Below are 21,695 nucleotides of genomic sequence, written 5' to 3' on the forward strand. Positions count from 1 at the left end.
AGCGATGCAACTGACCTTTCTCGGCACCGGCGGCGCGCAGCAGGTGCCGGTGTTCGGCTGCGACTGCCTGATCTGCCAACGGGCGCGGCGCGAGCTGGCATTTCGACGGCGAGCGTGCAGCGCCATGCTTAACTATCAGGGGGAAACGACCTTATTGGATGCGGGATTACCGGCTTTGGAGCGGCGATTTTCGGCGGGGCAAATTCAACGTTTTTTACTGACACATTACCACATGGATCACGTTCAGGGGTTATTTCCTTTGCGTTGGGGGTGCGGAAATTCCATTCCGGTGTATGGCCCGCCGGATGAACAGGGCTGCGACGATCTGTTCAAACACCCCGGCATTCTGGCGTTTCAGCCGCCGCTGGCGCCCTTTGCCACCGTCGAGCTGGGCGGCATGCGCATCACCCCGCTGCCGCTGCAACACTCCAAGCTGACCCACGGTTATCTGATCCAGGCGGCGGGCGCTGCGCTGGCCTACCTGACCGACACCGTCGGCCTGCCGCCGGCTACCGCCGACTATCTGCAAAACGTGGCGCTGGATCTGCTGGTGCTCGATTGCAGCCTGCCGCCGCAGCCGCAGGCGCCGCGCAACCACAACGATCTGACCCGCGCGCAGGAGACGCAGCGGTTGCTGCAGCCCAAACGCACGCTGCTGACGCACATCAGCCATCATCTCGATCTGTGGCTGTTGGACAATGAACTGCCCGCCGAGCTGGAGCTGGCGTTCGACCACCTCAGCGTCAGCCTCGGTAGCAGTGCAGCCGATCCGACTCCAGCACCCTGACCCCTTCGCCCGGCGTAAACGCCTGCTGCAGCAGCGTTTGCGCCACGTCTTTGGCGGAGACGGCGCGCCATTTGCCGGGCAGCAGCCTGAACAGCGGCAGCGTGAGGCGCTCCATCAGGCGCGGCGCAGGGCGATCCCCCACCAGCATGGAAGGCCGCACCAGCGTCAAGCGCGGCCAGTGCTGTTCGCGCAGCGCCTGCTCCATCTCGCCTTTGGTGCGGTTATACAGGAAGGTGGAATCCGCGTTGGCACCCAACGCGCTTACCACCAGACAGTGCTGCGCCCCCAAGCGGCGGCCAGTCAGCGCGCTCTCCACCACCAGTTGATAATCGACGTAGCGGAAGGCATCGGCGCTGCCCGCCGCCCGGCGGGTGGTGCCCAGGCAGCAGAACACCAGATCAACCGGCTGCTGCAGGCTACTCAGCAGCTCGAACAGCGCATCGCCGACCGGGTTGGTCAGCTTGCCGTGCGGCGGCAGCGGCGTGCGCGTCGGCGCCACGATGGCCGTTATCTGCGGATCGCTTTGCAACAGCTGCAACAACTCGCGCCCCACCAGCCCGGTTGCGCCGACTAACAGTGCTCGCGCCATGCAATCTCCCGTTGTAATCAATACGTCAACTTAAAGTATAGACCGCGCCCAGTGCAGCTTCTTGCCGAAGCCGAGGGTGTTGTCGGTCATCTTCACCTCGTGCAGATCCAGCCGCCAAACCGCGGCCTTCATCGCCCTGGCGATCGGGAAGCGCTTGCAGTAACGCGCGCGCGCCGCCTCGGCTTCTTCGCCGCTCAGCAGCACCGCCTCGGCGCGGTACTGCACGCCGCGGATCAGCGCGATGCTTTTCGGCTTCGGCGCGATGGTGCCGACCACCCGGCCGTTGTTCAGCATCAGCCCGCCGTGGCGGGTGTGCGGTTCGGTCATCAGCCACAGCGCCATCGTCGCGGCGTCGAACACGTAAAAACAGTTGGCGCACCACATGTCGAGACCGTCGCCGGCGCACAGCGTCAAGACGTGTTGTTTGCCGATGAAATCCGCAATCTGCTGCCGTTGTTCTGGGGTATTCAAGGTTGCTCGCCTCCCTGTTCACTCACTTCATCTTACCCTGCATTGTTGAGGCGAGTCACAAATAACGATAATCATCAAAAACCAAAAGTGAATATAAAAACACAATAAATGCATTTTTATTAATTTAAACCCGAAGCGGATTTATAACATAAAAAATACAAGACGGATTTATTTGATCGTTATGCAACCGGTTAATCGCGCGATTTTATTTTTCCCATCCTGACGGCATGCAAAATTAGCGCACCGCCCCGGTACCGATTAGCAATTCGTTTACATGCCCGTTAGCCCGCCTGAACGCTGTTTATGCAACCTACTGCATAACAGGTGAATAGTTATTTATAAACACCGGCATTTATGTGACTTCCATCACGATTTTTAGCCCCCCTTGCGTTAAAATAGCGCCATCTTTTCACTCAGCAAGGTGGATTAGAAAATGGAAAACAATAACCGAAAAATGGCGCATATCAGGCGCACAACCCATATTATGATGATGGCTCATCGCAGCTGCTTTAGCTTCGCATTCTTCAACTACAGATAACCCTCCCCCTCGCTCTTACGCCGTTGATAAGAGTGTCATTGCGTTTTTATTTATTCTCCGCACGCCGGTGATAATATCGCTTTCTCGCTAACCGGGAAGGACACGCAATTCATTCTTAATTTCGGCCAAGCGCATCCAAGCTAAATAAAACAGCGAACACAGTTAATGCCTTTCGGCATCGCTGGGTTCTCGCACACCTTTATTTTCGTGAAGGCGTTAACGGCAAATGGAATTATTTGCCGGCGGACTGCCTTTGCCTGAAGAATGAGAAAAATGAAAAAATTAAAAATTGCCGCCAACACCCAAACCCTCGGCTGCTTTGAAACTGAACGCGACATCGTCGATGTGCATCACAGCGATTTTAATGACGTCGCCGCCATCGTGCTGTCGGTAGACGACGTCACGCAAGGTATGTTGGCGCGCATCGAAGAGCACGGCCTGAACATTCCGCTGTTCGTCGCCGTGTGCTGCGAAGAAGAGCTGGATAACGCCGTATTGCCGGCGCTGCACGGCGTGTTTGAGCTGTGCGGCAAGAATACCCAGTTCTACGGCAAACAGCTGGAGGCCGCCGCCGCCAAATATGAGAGCGAGCTGCTGCCGCCGTTCTTCAACACGCTGACGCAATACGTAGAAATGGGCAACGCCACCTTTGCCTGCCCCGGCCACCAGGGCGGCGAGTTCTTCCGCAAACACCCGGCGGGCCGCCAGTTCTTCGACTTCTACGGCGAAACGCTTTTCCGCTCCGACATGTGCAACGCCGACGTCAAACTGGGCGATCTGTTGATCCACGAAGGCGCGCCTTGCGCCGCGCAGCAGCACGCCGCCAAGGTGTTCAACGCCGACAAGACCTACTTCGTGCTCAACGGCACCTCGGCCTCGAACAAGGTGGCGACCAACGCCCTGCTGACGCGCGGCGATCTGGTGCTGTTCGACCGCAACAACCATAAATCCAACCACCACGGCGCGTTGATCCAGGCCGGTGCCACGCCGGTGTATCTGGAGACCGCCCGCAACCCGTTCGGCTTTATCGGCGGCATCGACGCGCACTGCTTCGACGAACGCTACCTGCGCCAACAGATCCGCGAAGTGGCGCCGGAACGCGCCAACGAAGCCCGCCCGTTCCGCCTGGCGATCATCCAGCTCGGCACCTACGACGGCACCATCTACAACGCCCGCCAGGTGGTCGACAAGATTGGCCACCTGTGCGATTACATCCTGTTCGACTCCGCCTGGGTAGGCTATGAGCAGTTCATTCCGATGATGAAAGACTGCTCGCCGCTGCTGCTGGAACTGAACGAAAACGATCCCGGCATCATCGTCACCCAGTCGGTGCACAAACAGCAGGCCGGTTTCTCGCAGACCTCGCAGATCCACAAAAAAGATAAGCACATCAAGGGCCAGAGCCGCTACTGCAACCACAAGCGCTTCAACAACGCCTTTATGCTGCACGCCTCCACCAGCCCGTTCTATCCGCTGTTCGCCGCGCTGGACGTCAACGCCAAGATGCACGAGGGCAAAAGCGGCCAGCGCCTGTGGCAGGAGTGCGTGCGCGTGGGGATCGAAGCGCGCAAAATGCTGCTGGACACCTGCACAATGATCAAACCGTTCGTGCCGGATCAGATCGACGGCAAACCGTGGCAGGCCTATGACACCGCGGCGATGGCCAACGATTTGCGCTTCTTCAACTTCGTGCCCGGCGAGAAATGGCACGCCTTTGAGGGCTATGCCGAATCGCAGTACTTCGTCGATCCGTGCAAACTGCTGCTCACCACGCCGGGCATCGATACCGCCACCGGCAGCTACAGCGAATTCGGCATCCCGGCGACCATTCTGGCCAACTACCTGCGCGAAAACGGCATCGTGCCGGAAAAATGCGATCTCAACTCGATCCTGTTTCTGCTGACGCCGGCGGAAGACATCGCCAAGATGCAGCATCTGGTGGCCCTGATCGCCCGCTTCGAGAAGCACATCGAGCAGAACTCTCTGCTCAGCGAGGTGCTGCCTGCGGTCTATAAAAACCACCAGCAGCGCTACAAAAACTACACCATCCGCCAGCTGTGCCAGGAAATGCACGACCTTTACGTCAGCTACGACGTTAAAGAGCTGCAAAAAGAGATGTTCCGCAAAAGTTATTTCCCGCGCGTGGTGATGAATCCGCAGGACGCCAATACCGAGTTCGTACGCGGCAATGTGGAATTGGTCTCGCTGGCTAAAGCCGAGGGCCGTATCGCCGCCGAAGGCGCCCTGCCTTACCCGCCTGGCGTGCTGTGCGTGGTGCCCGGTGAAATTTGGGGCGGCGCCGCGCAGCGTTATTTCCTGGCATTGGAAGAAGGCATCAACTTATTGCCGGGATTCGCGCCGGAATTGCAGGGCGTTTATATCCAACAGGATGAGGACGGCTGGAACCGCGCTTACGGCTACGTCATGAAAAATTAATCACCTTACGGGGCGGCGATTATTCTCGCCGCCCGGATCGCATCCTAAAAGAGAAAATGATCATGAGTAAGTCCAATAATAAAATGGGGGTCGTGCAATTAACGATCCTGACCGCCGTGAATATGATGGGTTCCGGCATAATTATGCTGCCGACCAAGCTGGCCGAAGTGGGCACGATTTCGATCGTTTCCTGGCTGGTGACCGCCGTCGGCTCGATGGCGCTGGCCTACGCGTTCGCCAAATGCGGCATGTTCAGCCGTAAATCCGGCGGCATGGGCGGCTACGCCGAATACGCCTTCGGCAAATCAGGCAACTTCATGGCGAACTACACCTACGGCGTTTCGCTGCTGATCGCCAACATTGCCATCGCCATTTCCGCCGTCGGCTACGGCACCGAGCTGTTTGGCGCTACGCTCAGCCCGCTCGGGATCTGTATCGCCACCATCGGCGTGCTGTGGCTTGCGACCGTCGCCAACTTCGGCGGTGCGCGCATCACCGGCAAAATCAGCGGCATCACCGTCTGGGGCGTGATCATTCCGGTGGTGGGCATCTCGGTCATCGGCTGGTACTGGTTCAGCGGCAGCGCCTACGTCGCCGCCTGGAACCCGCATCAGGTGCCGACCTTCGAAGCCATCGGCGCCTCGATCTCGATGACCCTGTGGGCGTTCCTGGGGCTGGAATCCGCCTGCGCCAACACCGACGTGGTGGAAAACCCGGAGCGCAACGTGCCGATCGCCGTACTGGGCGGCACCCTCAGCGCCGCGGTGATCTACATCGTTTCGACCAACGTGATCGCCGGCATCGTGCCGAACATGGATCTGGCCAACTCCACCGCCCCGTTCGGGCTGGCGTTCTCGCACATGTTCAACCCGACGGTCGGCAAGATCATCATGGCGTTGATGGTCATGTCCTGCGTCGGCTCGCTGCTCGGCTGGCAGTTCACCATCGCTCAGGTGTTCAAATCCTCCGCCGACAGCGGCTTCTTCCCGAAAATCTTCTCCAAGCTGAGCAAGGCCGACGCGCCGGTTAAAGGCATGTTGACCATCGTCGTCATCCAGAGCGGCCTGTCGCTGATGACCATCAGCCCGTCGCTGAACAAGCAGTTCAACGTGCTGGTGAACCTGGCGGTGGTGACCAACATCATCCCTTACATCCTGTCGATGGCGGCGCTGGTCATTATTCAGAAAGTGGCGAAGGTGCCGGACAACAAGGCGCGCATCGCCAATATCATCGCCGGCATCGGCGCGCTGTACAGCTTCTATGCGCTCTACAGCTCCGGTGAGGAAGCGATGATGTGGGGCGCCATCGCCACCTTCCTCGGCTGGACGCTGTACGGCATCGTCTCGCCGCGCTTCGAGCTGGCAGGAAAAAAGGGGTAAAGCGGTAGGGCTCCGGCGGCCGGGGATGGGATTGTGATGGCGAACATGCCATCATACGCCGACCCTGGCCACCGAAACGGCGTACGATGACCGACACTTCCCCCACTCTCTGGCACCTCTACATGCTGCGTTTACCGAGCGGCATGCTGTATACCGGCATCACCACCGACGTGGCGCGCCGCCTGGCGCAGCATCAGGCCGGCAAAGGCGCCAAGGCGCTGCGCGGCAAAGGGGAATTGACGCTGGCGTTTCACTGCCAGGTGGGGGATCGCTCAACGGCGCTGAAGCTGGAATACCGCGTCAAACAGCTGAGCAAAATACAAAAAGAGCGGCTGGTGAGTCACCCGCCGCTGTCGTTGGAGCATCTATTGCCGGTCGTTAAAAGCGATTAAATGGCGCCGAAAAAGCCACTTCGCCGCTGACGCCATTCAGGGCGTCTTCCGCCAGCGGGTAGACCTGGAACGCGCTTTCCGTGTCCGGCCAGCGGCAGTGCAGGCCATAGGCGGCGGCCGGTTTAAAGCCGAAGCGGCCGTAGTAGGCCGGCTCGCCCAGCACCACCACCGCGGCGTAGCTGAATTCGTTCAGCGAATCCAAGCCTTCGTACACCAGCTTTTCAGCCAGCCCCTGGCGGCGCAGGCTTTCATCTACCGCCAGCGGCGCCAGCGCCACCCATTGGCGGTCTTCGCCAGCCACGTCTACCGGGCTGAACGCGGCGTAACCCACTACCCCGCCTTCGTCGTCAGTGGCGACCACGCCCAGCGTCAGCAGGCCGTCTTCGCGCAGCTGCTGCACCAGATCGGCTTCGTCGTCGCGGCCAAAGGCGCGGCGCAGCAAGGCATCGATGCCCGCCGCGTCTACCGGGATCTCTACGCGGATCAGCATGATACCGCCACACGGGAAGCCGACGCCGTGCCCTCCTGCAACCCTGCTTCGACAAAATCCGCCAACTGCAACAGCCCCATGCGCAGCGGCGCGGGCATGCTTTCCAGCTCGATGGCGTCCATCAAATTTTTCACATACAGGCCCAATTCGGTATCCCCTTCAATCTGCAGCCGACGCTGAAAGAACAGCGTATCCGGATCTTGCTTGCGCGCCGCGATCAGGATCAGATCGTTGGCGTCGCCGCTGAAGCTGACGTCCGCTTCGGCGTGCTGGCTGACCACCAGTTTGTCGTTTTCTACCGTCATAAACCATTGTAGCGCCAGATCGCGAACTTCGATCTTCAACCAGCGCGATTCGAGAAATTCCAGATCGCCATCCGCCAACGCCTGGCGGAACTGCCAGCTCAGCACCTGTTGCAGCAGCTGACGCTGCAGGGCGAACGGCGTGAATTTCAGCGGGATGCGCAGCAGCGAAGGCCCCTGGCGCACAAGGCGTGCTCGTAGTTGTTCCAACACGGTCATCCACTCCTTTCAATACGGACTACCGCTATTTTGCCACACTGGCGCGCGGCTTCAGCGGTCTATATCAACAAATAGTGCATTTCACCGCCATGTTTATCAATACGCCATAAGCTGCCCCAAATCAAAACCTGTGTGCGCCCCTTTGCCTAAAATGACCTCCCCGATTCGCGTTTGCCGGCGGAACACCGCCGTCGGCAACCTTTAAAGACAGCGTGCGCCCGGCCGGGCGCACGGCTAAGCCAGGATAAATCTATGGAGCTGCTTTGCCCCGCCGGCAACCTGCCGGCCCTGAAGGCCGCGGTGGATAACGGTGCCGACGCCGTTTACATCGGTCTGAAAGACGATACCAACGCGCGCCACTTCGCCGGCCTCAACTTCACCGAGAAAAAGCTGCAGGAAGCGGTCGATTACGTGCATCGCCACGGCCGCAAGCTGCATATCGCCATCAACACCTTCGCCCATCCCGACGGCTACGCCCGCTGGCAGCGCGCGGTGGATATGGCGGCCCAGCTGGGCGCCGACGCGCTGATTCTGGCGGATCTGGCGATGCTGGAATATGCCGCCCAGCGCTACCCGCAGCTGGAGCGCCACGTTTCGGTGCAGGCCTCCGCCACCAACGAAGAGGCGATCCGTTTCTACCAGCGCAACTTCGACGTGGGCCGGGTGGTGCTGCCGCGCGTGCTGTCGATGCATCAGGTGAAACAGCTGGCGCGCACCAGCCCGGTGCCGCTGGAAGTGTTCGCCTTCGGCAGCCTGTGCATCATGGCCGAGGGGCGCTGCTACCTCTCTTCCTACCTGACCAGCGAGTCGCCGAACACCGTCGGCGCCTGTTCGCCGGCGCGTTTCGTGCGCTGGCAGCAAACCCCGCAGGGCATGGAGTCGCGCCTGAACGACGTGCTGATCGACCGCTATCAGGATCATGAAAACGCCGGTTACCCGACGCTGTGCAAGGGCCGCTATCTGGTGGACGACGTGCGCTACCACGCGCTGGAAGAGCCCACCAGCCTCAATACGCTGGAGCTGCTGCCGGAGCTGCTGGCCGCCAACATCGCCTCGGTGAAGATCGAAGGCCGCCAGCGCAGCCCGGCTTACGTCAGCCAGGTGGCGCGCGTCTGGCGCCAGGCGATCGACCGTTGCCAGGCCGATCCGGCCACCTACCGCGCCGACGCCGCCTGGATGGAGACGCTGGGCGCGATGTCCGAGGGCACCCAGACCACGCTGGGCGCCTATCACCGCAAATGGCAGTAGCCGGAGGAAACATGAAATACGCACTGGGGCCGGTACTCTACTACTGGCCGAAAAACGACATCGCGGCGTTCTATCAACAGGCGGCGGAGAGCAGCGCCGACATCATTTACCTCGGCGAGAGCGTCTGCACCAAGCGGCGCGAGATGAAGGTCGGCGATTGGCTGGCGCTGGCGCGCGAAATCGCCCGCAGCGGCAAGCAGGTGGTGATCTCCACGCTGGCGCTGCTTCAGGCGCCGTCCGAGCTGAATGAGCTGAAACGCTATGTGGAAAACGGCGAGTTCCTGTTTGAAGCCAACGATCTGGGCGCGGTGAACATGGCGGCGGAGCGCGGTCTGCCGTTCGTCGCCGGCCATGCGCTGAACTGCTACAACGCCTATACCCTGCGCCTGCTGCGCCGCCAGGGCATGATGCGCTGGTGCATGCCGGTCGAGCTTTCGCGCGACTGGCTGGCCAACCTGCTGGCCCAGTGCGACGAGCTGGGCTTCCGCCATGATTTCGAGGTGGAGGTGCTGAGCTACGGCCACCTGCCGCTGGCCTACTCGGCGCGCTGCTTCACCGCCCGCTCGGAGAACCGCGGCAAGGACGAGTGCGAAACCTGCTGCATCAAGTATCCACAGGGCCGCATGATGCGTTCGCAGGAGCAACAGCAGGTGTTCGTGCTCAACGGCATCCAGACCATGAGCGGCTACTGCTACAACCTCGGCAACGAGTTGCCAAGCATGCAGGGGCTGGTGGACATCGTGCGGCTATCGCCGCAGGGCGCCGAAACGCTGGCGCAAATCGACGCCTTCCGCGCCAACGAACGCGGCGAGCAGCCGCTGGCCTTGACCGACCACGCCGACTGCAACGGCTACTGGCGCCGCGTGGCCGGGTTGGAGTTGGTGGGGTGATCCTCGCTCCCCTCCTCACGGAGGGGAGTTTTCAATCAACTCGCCCGCCGTTTCCTGAACATCCCGCGCAGCGCCACGCTGTTGCGCAAGAAGCCGACGCCGAAGCCCAGCAGGGTGTAGACCACGCCGAGCACCAGCATCATCATCACGTCGCCCCACACTTCGTTCAGCGACAGCCCCATCTGGTTGACGCCGGCGATCGCCTTGGTGCCCCAGGTGGAGGGAATGCTGTACGAGATGGCGCGCACCCAGGCCGGCATCGACTGCAGCGGCCAGATGGTGCCGGACAGGTAGAAGATCGGCGTGGTGATGAACGCCAGCGTCAGGTAGATCATCTCGACGCTGCGCAGGCACTCGGTCACCAGCTTGCCCAGCCCCAGTACCGCCAGCAGGAACGGGAAGGTCAGCAGCAGCAGTTCGGCGATGTTCGCCGTCTGCCTGTAGCCCAATACCCACGGCCACAGCACGAACAGCACGATCGACAGGAACAGCCAGATCGGCAGCAGCGCCGTCAGCCCGCCGAGGTGCGCCGCCAGCGGCGCCTTGCCGCCGGGCATGCTCTTCATGGCGATGTTGACGCGGATACAGGCGATCAATAGCGAGTGCTGCAACAGCATCACCAGCAGGCCTGGGAAGATGATCGCCGCGAAGCTGATGCCGGGGTTAAACACGTCCAGCGTTTGCCCCAGTATCGGCGTCAGCAGTATCTGCGCCTGCCGTTCGCTGAAGCCGCTGCGCAGCAGCAGCCCGTTGTTGTACTCCGTCAGCAGCTGCTGGTAGGCCGCCACCACGTCCTGTTGGATCTGGCCGTTGGCCAGGCGGTTGGTGGCATCGCCGTACACCGGCACCACGATGTTCTGCCCGCTGAGGATCTTCTTCTCCAGATCCACCGGCATGATGATCACCGCAAACAGCTTGCGCCAGCCGAGATCGCGCTGCGCCTGTTCCAGGCTGTCGTAGGTTTCGATCGCTATCTTGGACGTGGCGTCCAGCTGACGGATCAGCTTCCGGCTGGCAGTGCTGTGGTCCTGATCGACCACCCCCACCGGCAGATCCCACACCGTGCGGTTGGCGTACACCATGCTCATGATGCACAGCGACAGGATCAGCATCAGCCATACCGGCCGCTCGAGCATGCCGAGCAGCACCTTAACGAAGGTTTGCCAATAGAGCTTCATCCGGCGTTCCCCTCTTTTTCCAGCCGCGCCGGCAGGCGATTACGCACCAGCAGCGCGGCCACCAGCGGGTAGACCGCCAGCAGCGCACACACGCTGAAAATGGCGCTGGCGTGCACCTGCCGCAGGAACACGTCGAACATCGCGTACAGTGCGTGGGTCAGCGGTTCGATGTTGGAAATGATGCGCGCCGGCAGCGGCATCGACAGCTCAGGCACCGCCATGCCGGAGAAGGTCATCGCGATACTGACCAAAATACCGATCAGGCTGTAGGCGGTGATGGTGCTGCCGGTAAAGGTATACAGCAGCAGGCCGATGCTCTGCGCCGCCATCACGTAAAACAGGCCGATCATCAGCATAAACAGCGGGTTGCCGCTGACGCGGGCGTCAAAGATGCCCACCAGCGCCGCGATCTCCACCATCAGCAGGGTGGTGAAACACAGCGTGTAAGGCGCCAGCTTGCCGAGCAGCGCCAGGCTGAACGGCTTGGCTTGCAGCAGCGATTTGCTGCGCGCCAGCACGTAGATCATGCAGGTCACCACGAACAGCTGCAGCAGGTGAATGGTAGCGGCGAACTGTTGATAATAGATATAGCTGCCGCTGGCGTTGAACAGGCTGCCGTAAGAGAGCGTCACATCCGCCAGCGGCGGCAGCGATTTGCCCATCTCGGTGGCGATGATGCTGCGGGTGCTGGCGTTGATTTCGTTCATCAGGCCGCCGAAGTCCTGGGTGGAGTACAGCCCGGCGCCGTAGAACAGCGCGTTGTAATACATCACCACGCTCGGCTGCTTGCCCGACAGCGCGTTGGCCTCAAAGTCCGGCGGGATGTACAGCAACGCGTAATCCTGCGCGCTGCGCAGGCGGTTCAGCGACTCAGGCAGCCCGCCGTCGTAGGCCTCGACGTGGGCGTGCGACCCGGCGTCCAGCCGCCGCGTCAGCGATTTGGACAGCGGGCTGTGATCACTGTCCACCACCGAGACCGGCAGATCGAGCAGCGTGCCTTCGGAGAAGTTGCTGCTGATCAGCCCAAACAGGATCAGCGGAAAGATCCAGCTTAGCCAGTGCACCACCGGGCTGCGAAAGGCGACGCGACACTCTTTGTCGAACGCGTGACTGAAGCAGCGCCAGCCGGCCCTTACTCTTTCCATTGCCATAAGGTGCTCATCCCCGGACGCAGGCCGTCCACCGGCTGTGACGGATACAGGCGCACTTCGAAGGTTTTCAGGTCGAAGTCGCCGGTGGCGCGGGTGGCGCGTTTGGTGGCGTAATCCCCCAGCGGCGCGATGTAGCGCACCTCGGTGTCGATCATTTTGTCCTTCAGTGCCGGCACCCGCAGCTTGACCTTGTCGCCTTTGCGCACGTGGGCCAGGATGTCTTCGCGCAGGTTAAACACGAAATAGGCGTCCGGCACCCGGATCAGCGTCACCAGCGGGCTGCCGGCGTTCAGCAGCTCGCCCACTTCGGCCGGAATTGGCCCCACTTCGCCGTCTACCGGCGCTTTCACCTGCAGATCGTCGCTCTGCGCCTGGATCTGCAGCAGGTTCTCTTCCGCCGCCCGCAGCGCCGCCGCGTATTGTTGCCGCAGCTCGACGCGGTCGCCGTTGATACCTTCGTCCAGGTTGGCCTTGGCCGCCTGCACCTGCTGGAAGGCGGTATCGCGCGCCCGGCGCGAAGCGTCCAGCTCGGACTTCGAGATATAACCCTTGCCGGACACGCTCAGGTTGCGGTTGTAGTCGTTTTGCGCGTTGCGGTACTGCGCCTCGGCCTGCGCCAGATTAGCGCGCAGGTTGCGGATGCTCTCTTCACGGGTGCCGTGCAGCGACTGATCGAGCTGCGCCTTGGCTTCGTCGCGCGTCGCCTGCGCGGAACGCAGCTGCGCCATCAGTTCGGGGCTGTCGAGCTGAATAATCAGCTGGCCACTTTTCACGTCGTCGCCGCGTTCGATCAGGCGTTCAACCACCCGGCCTTTCGCTTTGGAAGCGACGATCACTTCGGGGGCGTCTACTTCACCCTGCAATAACAGATCCTGATTGTGCGCGCGGAACAGGATCGCCAATGCGATCGCCACCATCATCAGCAACAGAGTAAACAACGTCTTTTTTTTCATTATATCGGCTCCCGGAACGGTAAGCGGCGGGCGGGGATCATCATTTCCATATCTCAAATTGCTCCAAAAAACACCATTGCTCTCATGAGGATATCACAAGCACATATCTCCTCTTTTATAACTATAAATTGGATTATGCTTTTAACACTAAAAAGCATCATTTTCGGCTTTTTGGTATGCAGACTCCTGCAATCGCCCTTTAAGCGATCCACTCTCTGATGGACGATGTCATGACTGAAAACACTGCCGTACCGCTGTCGGTACTGGATTTATCGCCAATCCCGCAAGGGGCCAAAGCGCGCGACGCTTTCCACTGTTCGCTGGATCTGGCGCAGCACGCCGAACGCTGGGGCTACCGGCGCTACTGGCTGGCCGAGCACCACAACATGACCGGCATCGGCAGCGCCGCCACCTCGGTGCTGCTGGGCTATCTGGCCGCCGGCACCCAGAGCATTCGCCTCGGATCCGGCGGCGTGATGCTGCCGAACCATGCGCCGCTGGTGATCGCCGAGCAGTTCGGCACGCTGGAGTCGCTCTACCCCGGCCGCATCGATCTGGGGCTGGGCCGCGCGCCCGGCACCGATCAGCGCACCATGATGGCGCTGCGCCGCCACCTGTCCGGCGATGTGGATACCTTCCCGCGCGACGTGCAGGAGCTGCAAAACTATTTCTGCGATGCGCAGCCCGGCCAGCCGGTGCAGGCGGTGCCGGGCCAGGGGCTGCACGTGCCGCTCTGGCTGCTCGGCTCCAGCCTCTACAGCGCGCAGCTGGCGGCGCAGCTCGGCTTGCCGTTCGCCTTCGCCTCGCACTTCGCCCCGGATATGCTGTTCCATGCGCTGCAGCTGTACCGCGAGAACTTCAAACCGTCCAAACAGCTGGTGCAGCCGCACGCCATGGTATGCGTCAACGTGATTGCCGCCGACAGCGATAGCGATGCGCGCTTCCTGTTCAGCTCGATGCAGCAGCAGTTCATCAACCTGCGCCGCGGATCACCCGGCCCGCTGCCGCCGCCGGTGGATAACATCCACGCGCTGTGGACCGCCGGTGAGCAATACGGCGTCGAGCAGGCGCTGCGGATGTCGATCGTCGGCGATGAAAAAACCGTGCGCCACGGGCTGCAAACGCTGCTGCGTGAAACCGATGCCGACGAGATCATGGTCAACGGCCAGATCTTCGATCATCAGGCGCGGCTGCGTTCGTTCGAGATTGTCGCCGGAGTGAAAGGCGACGTCGTGAAGGGATAAAGCGCGAAAAGGCGGTGGGGAACCCACCGCCTCGGCGTTAACGCTGGATCAAATAGCGGATGGTCGGCCCGTCCTGCTGGATATCCAGCACCTTGTAACCGTGGTTGCGCGCATCGAGCGGGATGTTGTTGATCGACTGCGGGCAATCGCTGATCACCTCCAGGATTTCCCCTGGCTTCAGCTGCGGCATCGCCTCCAGCGTCGCCACCGCCGGGTACGGGCAAGGCTCGCCCAGCATGTCCAGCCGGTAGTCCGGCACTATCGTCGTCTCTTTCATGGCATGCTCCTCAAATTCACCACCTGCGCCTCAGGCCGGGCGCGGAAAAAGCGTTTCTCCCACCACAGCATGGCGGCGAAGGCCAGCGCCAGCAGCAGGTAAGTCACCAGCAGGCCGCCGATCGGGCCGAAGGTATCGAGCAGGTTGATCTTGTCGTAGTCGGTCGCCAGCGCCGGCGCCAGATCGTCCCAGTAATAGGCCAGCAGCGTAGCGCCGATGATGTTGCCCAGCCCCACCCACCAGTAGTGCACCTGCCCTTCCACCGCACGGTACATCCAGCCGGTCTCGCAACCGCCGGCCAGCACGATGCCGAAGCCGAACAGCAAGCCGCCCAGCACCGCATTCGGGCCGGCCCACATGATTTTCGGCGCCACGCCGAGCTGCACGTAGCTGAAGATGCCGATGGCGCTCACCGCCATGCCGATGATGATGGCTTTCGCCATGTGGGTGCGGCCGGTGATCCACAGATCGCGGAACGCCGAGGTAAAGCAGATCTGCGCGCGTTCGATCAGCAGACCGAAGCCGATGCCGAACAGCATGGCGATACCGAGCTTCGGCGCATCGAACAGCGTCCATAGCGACCAGGCCACCGCCAGGCCGAAGACCGCCATGCCCAGCCGGAAGCGGCGACGCGCCTGCTCAGGCTTCTGCGTCAGCGGCGCGGCGGCCTTCACCTTTTGCAATTTGACCGGGATGCGGAACATCGGCAGCAGCGTGAATTTGGCGCCGAAGTAGGAGCCGGCGGCGGTCGCCAGCGCGAAAAACCAGGCGTGCAGCGAGAACTGCGGAATACCGGTGAAGAACGCCGCCAGGTTACAGCCCATTGCCAGGCGCGCGCCGAAGCCTGCGATGATGCCGCCCAGCAGCGCCTGCACGATGCGAATGCGGTGCTGCGGCTGGCGCAGCTTGATGTTGTTAGCCCACAGCGCGGCAGCGATGCAGCCAGCGAACATGCCGATGATCATGCGCCCGTCGATGCGCTCCAGCGGCGTGCCCTGCAGGCCGATAACCTTGAAATAGCCCCACTGCTCAGGGTGCAGGCCGAACCACTGCAGCACATGGCCGCCCCAGCGAGTGAATTCGCCGGTCACCGCCCAGAAGGTGCCGGTCATGCCGAAGTAGTAGGTAGAAAGGATCCCGGCGGCGATCACCGCCGGCAGCGGCGCCCAAAAGCGCACCAGGTATTGAGATTTGAACTGCTGCCAACTCATGGCATCTCCCGTGCATATCATCCGTAAGAAAAAACCTTATGAATGATACGCCATTCGGGGACGTTTGACGGCAACTTTCAGGCATAAAAAAACCAGCCCGCAGGCTGGTTTTTCAGAGCGCTTCACCGCGAACGGTGAATCAGCGATTACGCGTCGCCGAAACGACGACGTGGTGCTGCCGGTGCGCCGTCATCACGGCGTGGCGCCGGCTTGCCGTCGCGGTTGAAGTTACCGCCACGACGCTCGCCGCCGTTACCGCCTTCACGACGTTCGCCGAAGGAACGACGTGGGCCGCCTTCGCGACGTTCGCCGTTGAACGGACGACCGTTGCCGTTGCCACGACGCTCGCCGCCGTTGCCACCGTCACGACGCTCGCGACGTTCGAACGGCTGTGCATCGCCCAGCAGCTGCATGTTCATCGGCTTGTTCAGGATGCGAGTGCGAGTGAAGTGATTCAGGATCTCGCCCGGCATGCCTTTTGGCAGCTCGATGGTGGAGTGGGAAGCGAACAGCTTGATGTTACCGATGTAACGGCTGCTGATGTCGCCTTCGTTAGCGATAGCGCCAACGATGTGACGGACTTCTACGCCATCGTCACGGCCCACTTCGATGCGGTACAGCTGCATTTCGCCAACGTCACGACGTTCGCGACGCGGACGGTCGCCGTCACGGCTATCACGGCTGTCGCGACGGTCGCCACGACGATCGTCACGGTCGTTGAACTCGCGACGCTGACGCGGCTTGAAGACCGGATCCGGCGGCAGGATCAGCGGACGTTCGCCCTGTGCCATTTTCAGCAGCGCTGCGGCCAGGGTTTCCATATCCAGCTCTTCTTCCGGCTGCAGTTTGGTCAGCAGTGCGCGGTACAGATCCAGATCGCTGCTTTCCAGCTGCTGCTGAACTTTTGCGGCAAACTTGGCCAGACGACGCTCGCCCAGCAGTTCTGCGTTCGGCAGTTCAACTTCCGGGATGGTCAGCTTCATGGTGCGTTCAATGTTGCGCAGCAGGCGGCGTTCGCGGTTTTCCACGAACAGCAGCGCGCGGCCGGCGCGGCCCGCACGACCGGTACGGCCGATACGGTGAACGTAAGACTCGGAGTCCATCGGGATGTCGTAGTTGACAACCAGGCTGATGCGCTCAACGTCCAGGCCACGGGCCGCAACGTCGGTGGCGATCAGGATATCCAGACGACCGTCTTTCAGGCGCTCCAGGGTCTGCTCACGCAGCGCCTGGTTCATGTCGCCGTTCAGCGCGGCGCTGCTGTAACCGCTGCGCTCCAGCGCTTCGGCCACTTCCAGGGTCGCGTTCTTGGTACGAACGAAGATGATCGCCGCGTCAAAGTCTTCAGCTTCCAGGAAACGCACCAGCGCTTCGTTTTTACGCATGCCGTAGACCGACCAGTAGCTCTGGCTGATATCCGGACGGGTGGTCACGCTGGACTGGATGCGCACTTCCTGCGGCTCTTTCATGAAGCGGCGGGTGATGCGACGGATCGCTTCCGGCATGGTGGCGGAGAACAGCGCGGTCTGATGTTCAGCCGGGATCTCAGCCATGATGGTTTCTACGTCTTCGATAAAGCCCATGCGCAGCATTTCGTCGGCTTCATCCAGCACCAGACCGCTCAGGTTAGAGAGGTTCAGGGTGCCGCGCTTCAGGTGGTCCAGCAGGCGGCCTGGGGTCCCCACAACGATTTGCGGGCCCTGGCGCAGAGCGCGCAGCTGCACGTCGTAACGCTGTCCGCCGTACAGGGCTACCACGTTGACGCCGTTCATGTGTTTGGAGAAATCGGTCATCGCTTCGGCAACCTGAACCGCCAGTTCGCGGGTCGGTGCCAGCACCAGGATCTGAGGTGCTTTCAGGTCTGCCTGCAGGTTGTGCAGCAGCGGCAGCGAGAACGCTGCAGTTTTACCACTACCGGTCTGTGCCATGCCCAGCACGTCGCGGCCGTTCAACAGGTGAGGAATACACTCAGCCTGGATCGGAGATGGTTTTTCATAGCCCAGATCGTTCAGGGCGGAAATGATTGGAGCAGACAGCCCCAGATCAGCAAAAGAGGTTTCAAACTCAGTCGTCATGTACACGTGCCTCATTAATAATGGCAGCCAGTCTACATAACTCGTCGAGAAAATTTTCAGTCATTTTCATTGAAAAGTGTGAACCGGCTCAAATTAGATTATAAAACGAACAAAAGAGCCCTCGCCCGTGAAGGCGATAACTTTGGTTAAAAACCAATGTCCATCAGGCTGATAGGTGTTCGTCAGCTATTGCTGGTCCGATTCCGATAGGTCGTCTTGCTCTTGGCCCAAAAGCGCCAATTCCAACAATGCATAGCGGTGCTCAACGAAGTTGTGAACGTTGTTAGACACCGTCAGTTTGAACAGCGCCGAAGCGGTGTCCTTGTCCCCCAGACTCAGGTAGTGTTTACCCAAATAGAAGTCAGTTTCACTGAGATGCTCAGCGAGCGAAGTGTTATCCGTTGCATCTGCCTTGAGGCGTTCCATCAGCGTTTTTTCGCTGATCTTGCCCAGGTAGAATTCGACAATATTCCATCCCCATTGCCCTCTGTCCGCTTTGTCATAGCGCTGCTGAAGCGCTACCTCGGCCTTCTTGGGATCGATTTCTCGCTCCACCAGATACAGCCATAACGAACGGAAGGGATCGTTTGGGTCGTCTTGATAAAACGCCTGCAGATCATCCTGCGCCAACGGGAAGCGGCCGCCATAATACAGTGCGATGCCCCGGTTTAAACGCGCGTAATTGTAAGTTGGATCAAGCTCTAGTACAGAATCAAACGCTTCATAGGCAGCATCAAAATTGCCTGCCTGCGTTAAGTAAATGCCCAGGTAGTTGAAAACTTCCGGCATGTCGGGACGTATCGCCAGCGCCTGCGAGAAATCATTGCGCGCTAATGCACGTAACCCGAGGCTATCATACAGCACACCGCGCTCATATAAAAGCTGTGCGCGTTCGTCGTCCGTCAGTGCCCGGCTGGCAAGAATTTGTTCCATGCGCGCCAGGATCACTTCCTGCTGCAACGTTGGCTGCAACGGGATTGCCAAAACTTCGTCTTTACGCCAATCATGGTTGCTGCATCCTGCCAGCATGAGTGCTGTCGCAACGTAACACCAGCGCAAGAAAGGCTTCATTTCCCACTCCCGAAGACAAACATTGGATGAACGTCCTGTCCTCCGTTTGCTAATACGCGGGCATCCTACCCGCGCGATACGAACAGCTCCCAACCCCATGGCGGGGAGCTGTAAAACTATCTATACAGTTATTCTGCTTCAGGCGCAGGTGAACCCGCTTCCGGCGCCATCGCTTCTTTGATGCTCAGACGCACGCGGCCCTGACGGTCAACTTCCAGTACCTTAACCGGCACTTCCTGACCCATCTGCAGATAGTCGGTCACTTTCTCGACGCGCTTGTCGGCGATCTGAGAAATGTGTACCAGACCTTCTTTACCACCGCCGATAGCGACGAACGCGCCGAAATCAACGATACGGGTCACTTTACCCTGATAGATACGGCCCACTTCGATCTCTGCCGTGATCTCTTCGATACGACGGATAGCGAATTTCGCTTTCTCACCGTCGGTCGCAGCGATTTTAACTGTACCATCATCTTCAATTTCGATGGTAGTGCCAGTCTCTTCGGTCAGTGCGCGGATAACGGAACCGCCCTTACCGATCACGTCTTTGATTTTATCCGGGTTGATGCGGATAGTATGAATACGCGGTGCGAATTCGGAGATATCGCCGCGCGGGGTGCTGATAGCCTGTTCCATCACGCCCAGGATGTGCAGACGCGCGCCCTTGGCCTGGTTCAGAGCCACCTGCATGATTTCGCGGGTGATGCCTTCGATTTTGATGTCCATCTGCAGCGCGGTGATACCGTCGCGGCTACCGGCCACTTTGAAGTCCATGTCGCCCAGGTGATCTTCGTCACCCAGAATGTCGGACAGAACCACAAAGTTATCGGCTTCTTTCACCAGGCCCATCGCGATACCCGCAACGGCAGCCTTGATTGGCACACCGGCGTCCATCAGCGCCAGAGACGCGCCGCACACGGAAGCCATGGAAGAAGAACCGTTGGATTCGGTGATTTCAGACACCACGCGAACGGTGTACGGGAAATCTTCTGGTTTAGGCATCATAGCCAATACGCCGCGTTTCGCCAGGCGACCGTGACCGATTTCACGACGCTTAGGTGAACCGACCATGCCGGTTTCGCCCACGGAGTACGGAGGGAAGTTGTAGTGGAACAGGAAGCTGTCGGTCTTTTCGCCCATCAGCTCGTCCAGGTTCTGTGCGTCGCGCGCGGTGCCCAGGGTCGCGGTAACCAGCGCCTGAGTTTCGCCACGGGTGAACAGCGCGGAACCGTGGGTGCGCGGCAGTACGCCGGTGCGCACGTCCAGGCCACGGATCATGTCTTTTTCACGGCCGTCGATACGCGGCTCGCCACGCAGTACGCGGCTACGCACCACGTTTTTCTCGACGTTGCCCAGGATGTCTTGAATTTCAGAGGCATCCAGAGTCTCGTCCTGCGCCAGCAGAGTTTCAACGACGCTGTCTTTGATCGCGTCAACCTGAGCGTAGCGCTCTTGTTTTTCGGTGATGTGGTAAGCGTCGCCCAGGCGAGCTTCGGCCAGTTCAGCCACGCGCGCGTGCAGCGCTTCGTTGACCGCAGGCGCCTGCCAATCCCACTTCGGCTTGCCGGCTTCGGCAACCAGCGCGTTGATGTTTTCGATAACCACTTGCTGCTGGTCGTGGCCGAACACCACGGCGCCCAGCATCTGGTCTTCGCTCAGCACGTCCGCTTCGGATTCAACCATCAGCACCGCACCCGCAGTACCGGCAACCACCAGATCCAGACGGCTTTCTTTCAGTTCGTCAGTCGTTGGGTTCAGTACGTACTGGTCGTTGATGTAACCCACGCGCGCTGCGCCGATTGGGCCGTTGAACGGAATACCGGACAGGCTCAGGGCTGCGGAAGCACCGATCATCGCAACGATGTCCGGGTTCACCTGCGGGTTAACGGAAACCACGGTCGCGATCACCTGAACTTCGTTCAGGAAGCTGTCCGGGAACAGTGGGCGGATCGGACGGTCAATCAGACGGGAAGTCAGCGTCTCGCCTTCGCTCGGACGGCCTTCGCGACGGAAGAAGCTGCCCGGGATACGGCCGGCGGCGTAGGTACGCTCTTGGTAGTTAACGGTCAGCGGGAAGAAGCTCTGGCCCGGCTTGGCTTTTTTCTGGCCAACGACGGTAACGAAGACGGCGGTGTCATCCATGCTCACCATAACGGCGGCGGTGGCCTGACGAGCCATCATACCGGTTTCGATGGTGACGGTATGCTGGCCATACTGGAATTTGCGAATGATCGGTGTCAGCAAAATTATATCCTTGATTAGCGGCGCGCAATCGCATTGACGACTCGACACGCCTGTGACTCGATTTGCCTTCTCACTACATCCTCGCGACTAATGACAATCCTTATCTCAGACGGGAGATAAAGCCTCTCATTAGCCGCGCGAACCTCTGTAACGGAAGAACCTGTTTGGAAACATCAGTAATACATTAACCTGATTTGCTTATGCTTCCTAGAAGAAAGGGGCCAAAATAGGCCCCTTTCCACTGAAACTTGCTAGATTAGCGACGCAGACCCAGACGCTCGATCAGGCTGGTGTAACGTGCTACATCTTTACGCTTCAGGTAGTCCAGCAGCTTACGACGCTGAGAAACCATACGCAGCAGACCACGACGGCTGTGGTGATCTTTTTTGTGCTCGGAGAAGTGGCCTTGCAGATGGTTGATCTGCGCAGTCAGCAGGGCAACCTGAACTTCGGTAGAACCGCTGTCGTTAGTACCACGACCGAAATCAGCTACGATTTGAGCTTTAGCTTCAACACTTAGAGACATTGTAATACTCCAGATTATAGAT

The 21,695-nt window shown here is 60.1% G+C and carries 22 protein-coding genes; 8 read left to right on the plus strand and 14 right to left on the minus strand.

Annotation, left to right across the window (positions count from 1 at the left end):
- Positions 1 to 4 precede the first annotated feature (4 nt).
- Complete coding sequence (gene phnP / locus ACJ8HT_RS05330; RefSeq protein WP_197652803.1) at positions 5 to 787, plus strand: phosphonate metabolism protein PhnP; 783 nt, start codon at positions 5 to 7, stop codon at positions 785 to 787.
- On the opposite strand, the gene ACJ8HT_RS05335 is transcribed toward phnP, so the two are convergent.
- Both ACJ8HT_RS05335 and ACJ8HT_RS05340 read right to left on the minus strand, forming a co-directional pair.
- Positions 744 to 1,376 carry an NAD(P)H-binding protein gene (locus ACJ8HT_RS05335; RefSeq protein ID WP_033652768.1) on the minus strand — a complete coding sequence of 211 codons (633 nt, stop codon included), beginning with the start codon at positions 1,374 to 1,376 and terminating at the stop codon, positions 744 to 746. The genes phnP and ACJ8HT_RS05335 overlap by 44 nt on opposite strands.
- Before the next feature lie 30 nt (positions 1,377 to 1,406).
- Complete coding sequence (locus tag ACJ8HT_RS05340; RefSeq protein WP_048321242.1) at positions 1,407 to 1,847, minus strand: YhbP family protein; 441 nt, start codon at positions 1,845 to 1,847, stop codon at positions 1,407 to 1,409.
- 433 nt (positions 1,848 to 2,280) lie between these two features.
- On the opposite strand from ACJ8HT_RS05340, the gene speFL reads away from it, so the two are divergent.
- The 4 genes from speFL (at position 2,281) to ACJ8HT_RS05360 (ending at position 6,592) form a co-directional block, all read left to right on the plus strand.
- Positions 2,281 to 2,385, plus strand: a complete 105-nt coding sequence (speFL, locus tag ACJ8HT_RS05345; protein ID WP_004933443.1) for a leader peptide SpeFL — start codon at positions 2,281 to 2,283, stop codon at positions 2,383 to 2,385.
- A 273-nt stretch (positions 2,386 to 2,658) separates the two neighbouring features.
- Entirely contained in the window at positions 2,659 to 4,821 is a 2,163-nt protein-coding gene (gene speF, locus ACJ8HT_RS05350; protein WP_048232506.1) for an ornithine decarboxylase SpeF, read from the plus strand.
- 62 nt (positions 4,822 to 4,883) lie between these two features.
- The gene (gene potE / locus ACJ8HT_RS05355) at positions 4,884 to 6,200 is read left to right on the plus strand and encodes a putrescine-ornithine antiporter (protein WP_028127578.1); all 1,317 of its coding nucleotides are present in this window, start codon (positions 4,884 to 4,886) and stop codon (positions 6,198 to 6,200) included.
- Positions 6,201 to 6,286: 86 nt separating this feature from the next.
- On the plus strand, positions 6,287 to 6,592 hold the full coding sequence (locus ACJ8HT_RS05360) for a GIY-YIG nuclease family protein (RefSeq protein WP_197652804.1): 306 nt from the start codon (positions 6,287 to 6,289) through the stop codon (positions 6,590 to 6,592).
- On the opposite strand, the gene ACJ8HT_RS05365 is transcribed toward ACJ8HT_RS05360, so the two are convergent.
- Both ACJ8HT_RS05365 and ubiT read right to left on the minus strand, forming a co-directional pair.
- Positions 6,579 to 7,082, minus strand: a complete 504-nt coding sequence (locus ACJ8HT_RS05365; protein WP_049201571.1) for a GNAT family N-acetyltransferase — start codon at positions 7,080 to 7,082, stop codon at positions 6,579 to 6,581. The two genes, ACJ8HT_RS05360 and ACJ8HT_RS05365, sit on opposite strands and share 14 nt — an antisense overlap.
- A complete protein-coding gene (gene ubiT / locus ACJ8HT_RS05370; protein ID WP_039567957.1) occupies positions 7,076 to 7,597 on the minus strand; it encodes a ubiquinone anaerobic biosynthesis accessory factor UbiT in 522 nt (173 codons plus the stop codon). Before ubiT ends, ACJ8HT_RS05365 begins: the two co-directional genes overlap by 7 nt.
- Positions 7,598 to 7,855: 258 nt before the next feature.
- Between ubiT and ubiU the strand changes: the two genes are divergently transcribed.
- Both ubiU and ACJ8HT_RS05380 read left to right on the plus strand, forming a co-directional pair.
- Positions 7,856 to 8,851 carry a ubiquinone anaerobic biosynthesis protein UbiU gene (gene ubiU / locus ACJ8HT_RS05375; RefSeq protein ID WP_197652805.1) on the plus strand — a complete coding sequence of 332 codons (996 nt, stop codon included), beginning with the start codon at positions 7,856 to 7,858 and terminating at the stop codon, positions 8,849 to 8,851.
- A gap of 11 nt (positions 8,852 to 8,862) precedes the next feature.
- A complete protein-coding gene (locus ACJ8HT_RS05380; RefSeq protein WP_060434797.1) occupies positions 8,863 to 9,741 on the plus strand; it encodes a U32 family peptidase in 879 nt (292 codons plus the stop codon).
- Between the two features lie 35 nt (positions 9,742 to 9,776).
- Here the strand turns inward: ACJ8HT_RS05380 and ACJ8HT_RS05385 are convergent, their stop codons facing one another.
- From ACJ8HT_RS05385 to ACJ8HT_RS05395, 3 genes are read right to left on the minus strand one after another with little or no spacing between them, the layout of a single operon-like run.
- A complete protein-coding gene (locus ACJ8HT_RS05385; RefSeq protein WP_060421950.1) occupies positions 9,777 to 10,919 on the minus strand; it encodes an ABC transporter permease in 1,143 nt (380 codons plus the stop codon).
- Entirely contained in the window at positions 10,916 to 12,070 is a 1,155-nt protein-coding gene (locus tag ACJ8HT_RS05390) for an ABC transporter permease (RefSeq protein WP_197652806.1), read from the minus strand. The genes ACJ8HT_RS05385 and ACJ8HT_RS05390 overlap by 4 nt, the downstream gene beginning before the upstream one ends.
- Positions 12,052 to 13,023, minus strand: coding sequence for an HlyD family secretion protein (locus ACJ8HT_RS05395; RefSeq protein ID WP_060452835.1), 972 nt, complete (start codon positions 13,021 to 13,023; stop codon positions 12,052 to 12,054). Before ACJ8HT_RS05395 ends, ACJ8HT_RS05390 begins: the two co-directional genes overlap by 19 nt.
- Positions 13,024 to 13,253: 230 nt before the next feature.
- On the opposite strand from ACJ8HT_RS05395, the gene ACJ8HT_RS05400 reads away from it, so the two are divergent.
- Complete coding sequence (locus ACJ8HT_RS05400; RefSeq protein ID WP_197652807.1) at positions 13,254 to 14,267, plus strand: luciferase-like monooxygenase; 1,014 nt, start codon at positions 13,254 to 13,256, stop codon at positions 14,265 to 14,267.
- Positions 14,268 to 14,304: 37 nt separating this feature from the next.
- Here the strand turns inward: ACJ8HT_RS05400 and yedF are convergent, their stop codons facing one another.
- The 7 genes from yedF to rpsO form a co-directional block, all read right to left on the minus strand.
- A complete protein-coding gene (gene yedF / locus ACJ8HT_RS05405) occupies positions 14,305 to 14,544 on the minus strand; it encodes a sulfurtransferase-like selenium metabolism protein YedF (protein ID WP_004933486.1) in 240 nt (79 codons plus the stop codon).
- A complete protein-coding gene (gene yedE / locus ACJ8HT_RS05410) occupies positions 14,541 to 15,755 on the minus strand; it encodes a selenium metabolism membrane protein YedE/FdhT (protein ID WP_016929320.1) in 1,215 nt (404 codons plus the stop codon). The genes yedF and yedE overlap by 4 nt, the downstream gene beginning before the upstream one ends.
- Positions 15,756 to 15,901: 146 nt before the next feature.
- Positions 15,902 to 17,830, minus strand: a complete 1,929-nt coding sequence (locus ACJ8HT_RS05415) for a DEAD/DEAH family ATP-dependent RNA helicase (protein ID WP_197652808.1) — start codon at positions 17,828 to 17,830, stop codon at positions 15,902 to 15,904.
- A complete protein-coding gene (gene yrbN / locus ACJ8HT_RS05420; protein ID WP_099032700.1) occupies positions 17,820 to 17,900 on the minus strand; it encodes a protein YrbN in 81 nt (26 codons plus the stop codon). Before yrbN ends, ACJ8HT_RS05415 begins: the two co-directional genes overlap by 11 nt.
- A gap of 116 nt (positions 17,901 to 18,016) precedes the next feature.
- Positions 18,017 to 18,901 (minus strand): lipoprotein NlpI, encoded by an 885-nt coding sequence (nlpI, locus tag ACJ8HT_RS05425; protein ID WP_004933495.1) that lies wholly within the window; start codon positions 18,899 to 18,901, stop codon positions 18,017 to 18,019.
- A gap of 128 nt (positions 18,902 to 19,029) precedes the next feature.
- Entirely contained in the window at positions 19,030 to 21,147 is a 2,118-nt protein-coding gene (gene pnp, locus ACJ8HT_RS05430) for a polyribonucleotide nucleotidyltransferase (RefSeq protein ID WP_047729246.1), read from the minus strand.
- 256 nt (positions 21,148 to 21,403) lie between these two features.
- A complete protein-coding gene (rpsO, locus tag ACJ8HT_RS05435) occupies positions 21,404 to 21,673 on the minus strand; it encodes a 30S ribosomal protein S15 (RefSeq protein WP_004933502.1) in 270 nt (89 codons plus the stop codon).
- Positions 21,674 to 21,695 lie beyond the last annotated feature (22 nt).

It is taken from the genome of Serratia sp. CY44782 (assembly GCF_052168715.1).
GTDB lineage: Bacteria > Pseudomonadota > Gammaproteobacteria > Enterobacterales > Enterobacteriaceae > Serratia > Serratia nevei.

Coding starts and splice junctions, on each gene's coding strand:
- phnP (WP_197652803.1), top strand. CDS start 5: ATGCAACTGACCTTTCTCGGCACCGGCGGCGCGCAGCAGGTGCCGGTG.
- ACJ8HT_RS05415 (WP_197652808.1), bottom strand. CDS start 17,830: ATGACGACTGAGTTTGAAACCTCTTTTGCTGATCTGGGGCTGTCTGCT.
- ubiU (WP_197652805.1), top strand. CDS start 7,856: ATGGAGCTGCTTTGCCCCGCCGGCAACCTGCCGGCCCTGAAGGCCGCG.
- nlpI (WP_004933495.1), bottom strand. CDS start 18,901: ATGAAGCCTTTCTTGCGCTGGTGTTACGTTGCGACAGCACTCATGCTG.
- yrbN (WP_099032700.1), bottom strand. CDS start 17,900: ATGAAAATGACTGAAAATTTTCTCGACGAGTTATGTAGACTGGCTGCC.
- ACJ8HT_RS05365 (WP_049201571.1), bottom strand. CDS start 7,082: ATGCTGATCCGCGTAGAGATCCCGGTAGACGCGGCGGGCATCGATGCC.
- yedF (WP_004933486.1), bottom strand. CDS start 14,544: ATGAAAGAGACGACGATAGTGCCGGACTACCGGCTGGACATGCTGGGC.
- ACJ8HT_RS05380 (WP_060434797.1), top strand. CDS start 8,863: ATGAAATACGCACTGGGGCCGGTACTCTACTACTGGCCGAAAAACGAC.
- speFL (WP_004933443.1), top strand. CDS start 2,281: ATGGAAAACAATAACCGAAAAATGGCGCATATCAGGCGCACAACCCAT.
- speF (WP_048232506.1), top strand. CDS start 2,659: ATGAAAAAATTAAAAATTGCCGCCAACACCCAAACCCTCGGCTGCTTT.
- rpsO (WP_004933502.1), bottom strand. CDS start 21,673: ATGTCTCTAAGTGTTGAAGCTAAAGCTCAAATCGTAGCTGATTTCGGT.
- ACJ8HT_RS05395 (WP_060452835.1), bottom strand. CDS start 13,023: ATGAAAAAAAAGACGTTGTTTACTCTGTTGCTGATGATGGTGGCGATC.
- potE (WP_028127578.1), top strand. CDS start 4,884: ATGAGTAAGTCCAATAATAAAATGGGGGTCGTGCAATTAACGATCCTG.
- ACJ8HT_RS05385 (WP_060421950.1), bottom strand. CDS start 10,919: ATGAAGCTCTATTGGCAAACCTTCGTTAAGGTGCTGCTCGGCATGCTC.
- ACJ8HT_RS05390 (WP_197652806.1), bottom strand. CDS start 12,070: ATGGCAATGGAAAGAGTAAGGGCCGGCTGGCGCTGCTTCAGTCACGCG.
- yedE (WP_016929320.1), bottom strand. CDS start 15,755: ATGAGTTGGCAGCAGTTCAAATCTCAATACCTGGTGCGCTTTTGGGCG.
- ACJ8HT_RS05360 (WP_197652804.1), top strand. CDS start 6,287: ATGACCGACACTTCCCCCACTCTCTGGCACCTCTACATGCTGCGTTTA.
- ACJ8HT_RS05400 (WP_197652807.1), top strand. CDS start 13,254: ATGACTGAAAACACTGCCGTACCGCTGTCGGTACTGGATTTATCGCCA.
- ACJ8HT_RS05335 (WP_033652768.1), bottom strand. CDS start 1,376: ATGGCGCGAGCACTGTTAGTCGGCGCAACCGGGCTGGTGGGGCGCGAG.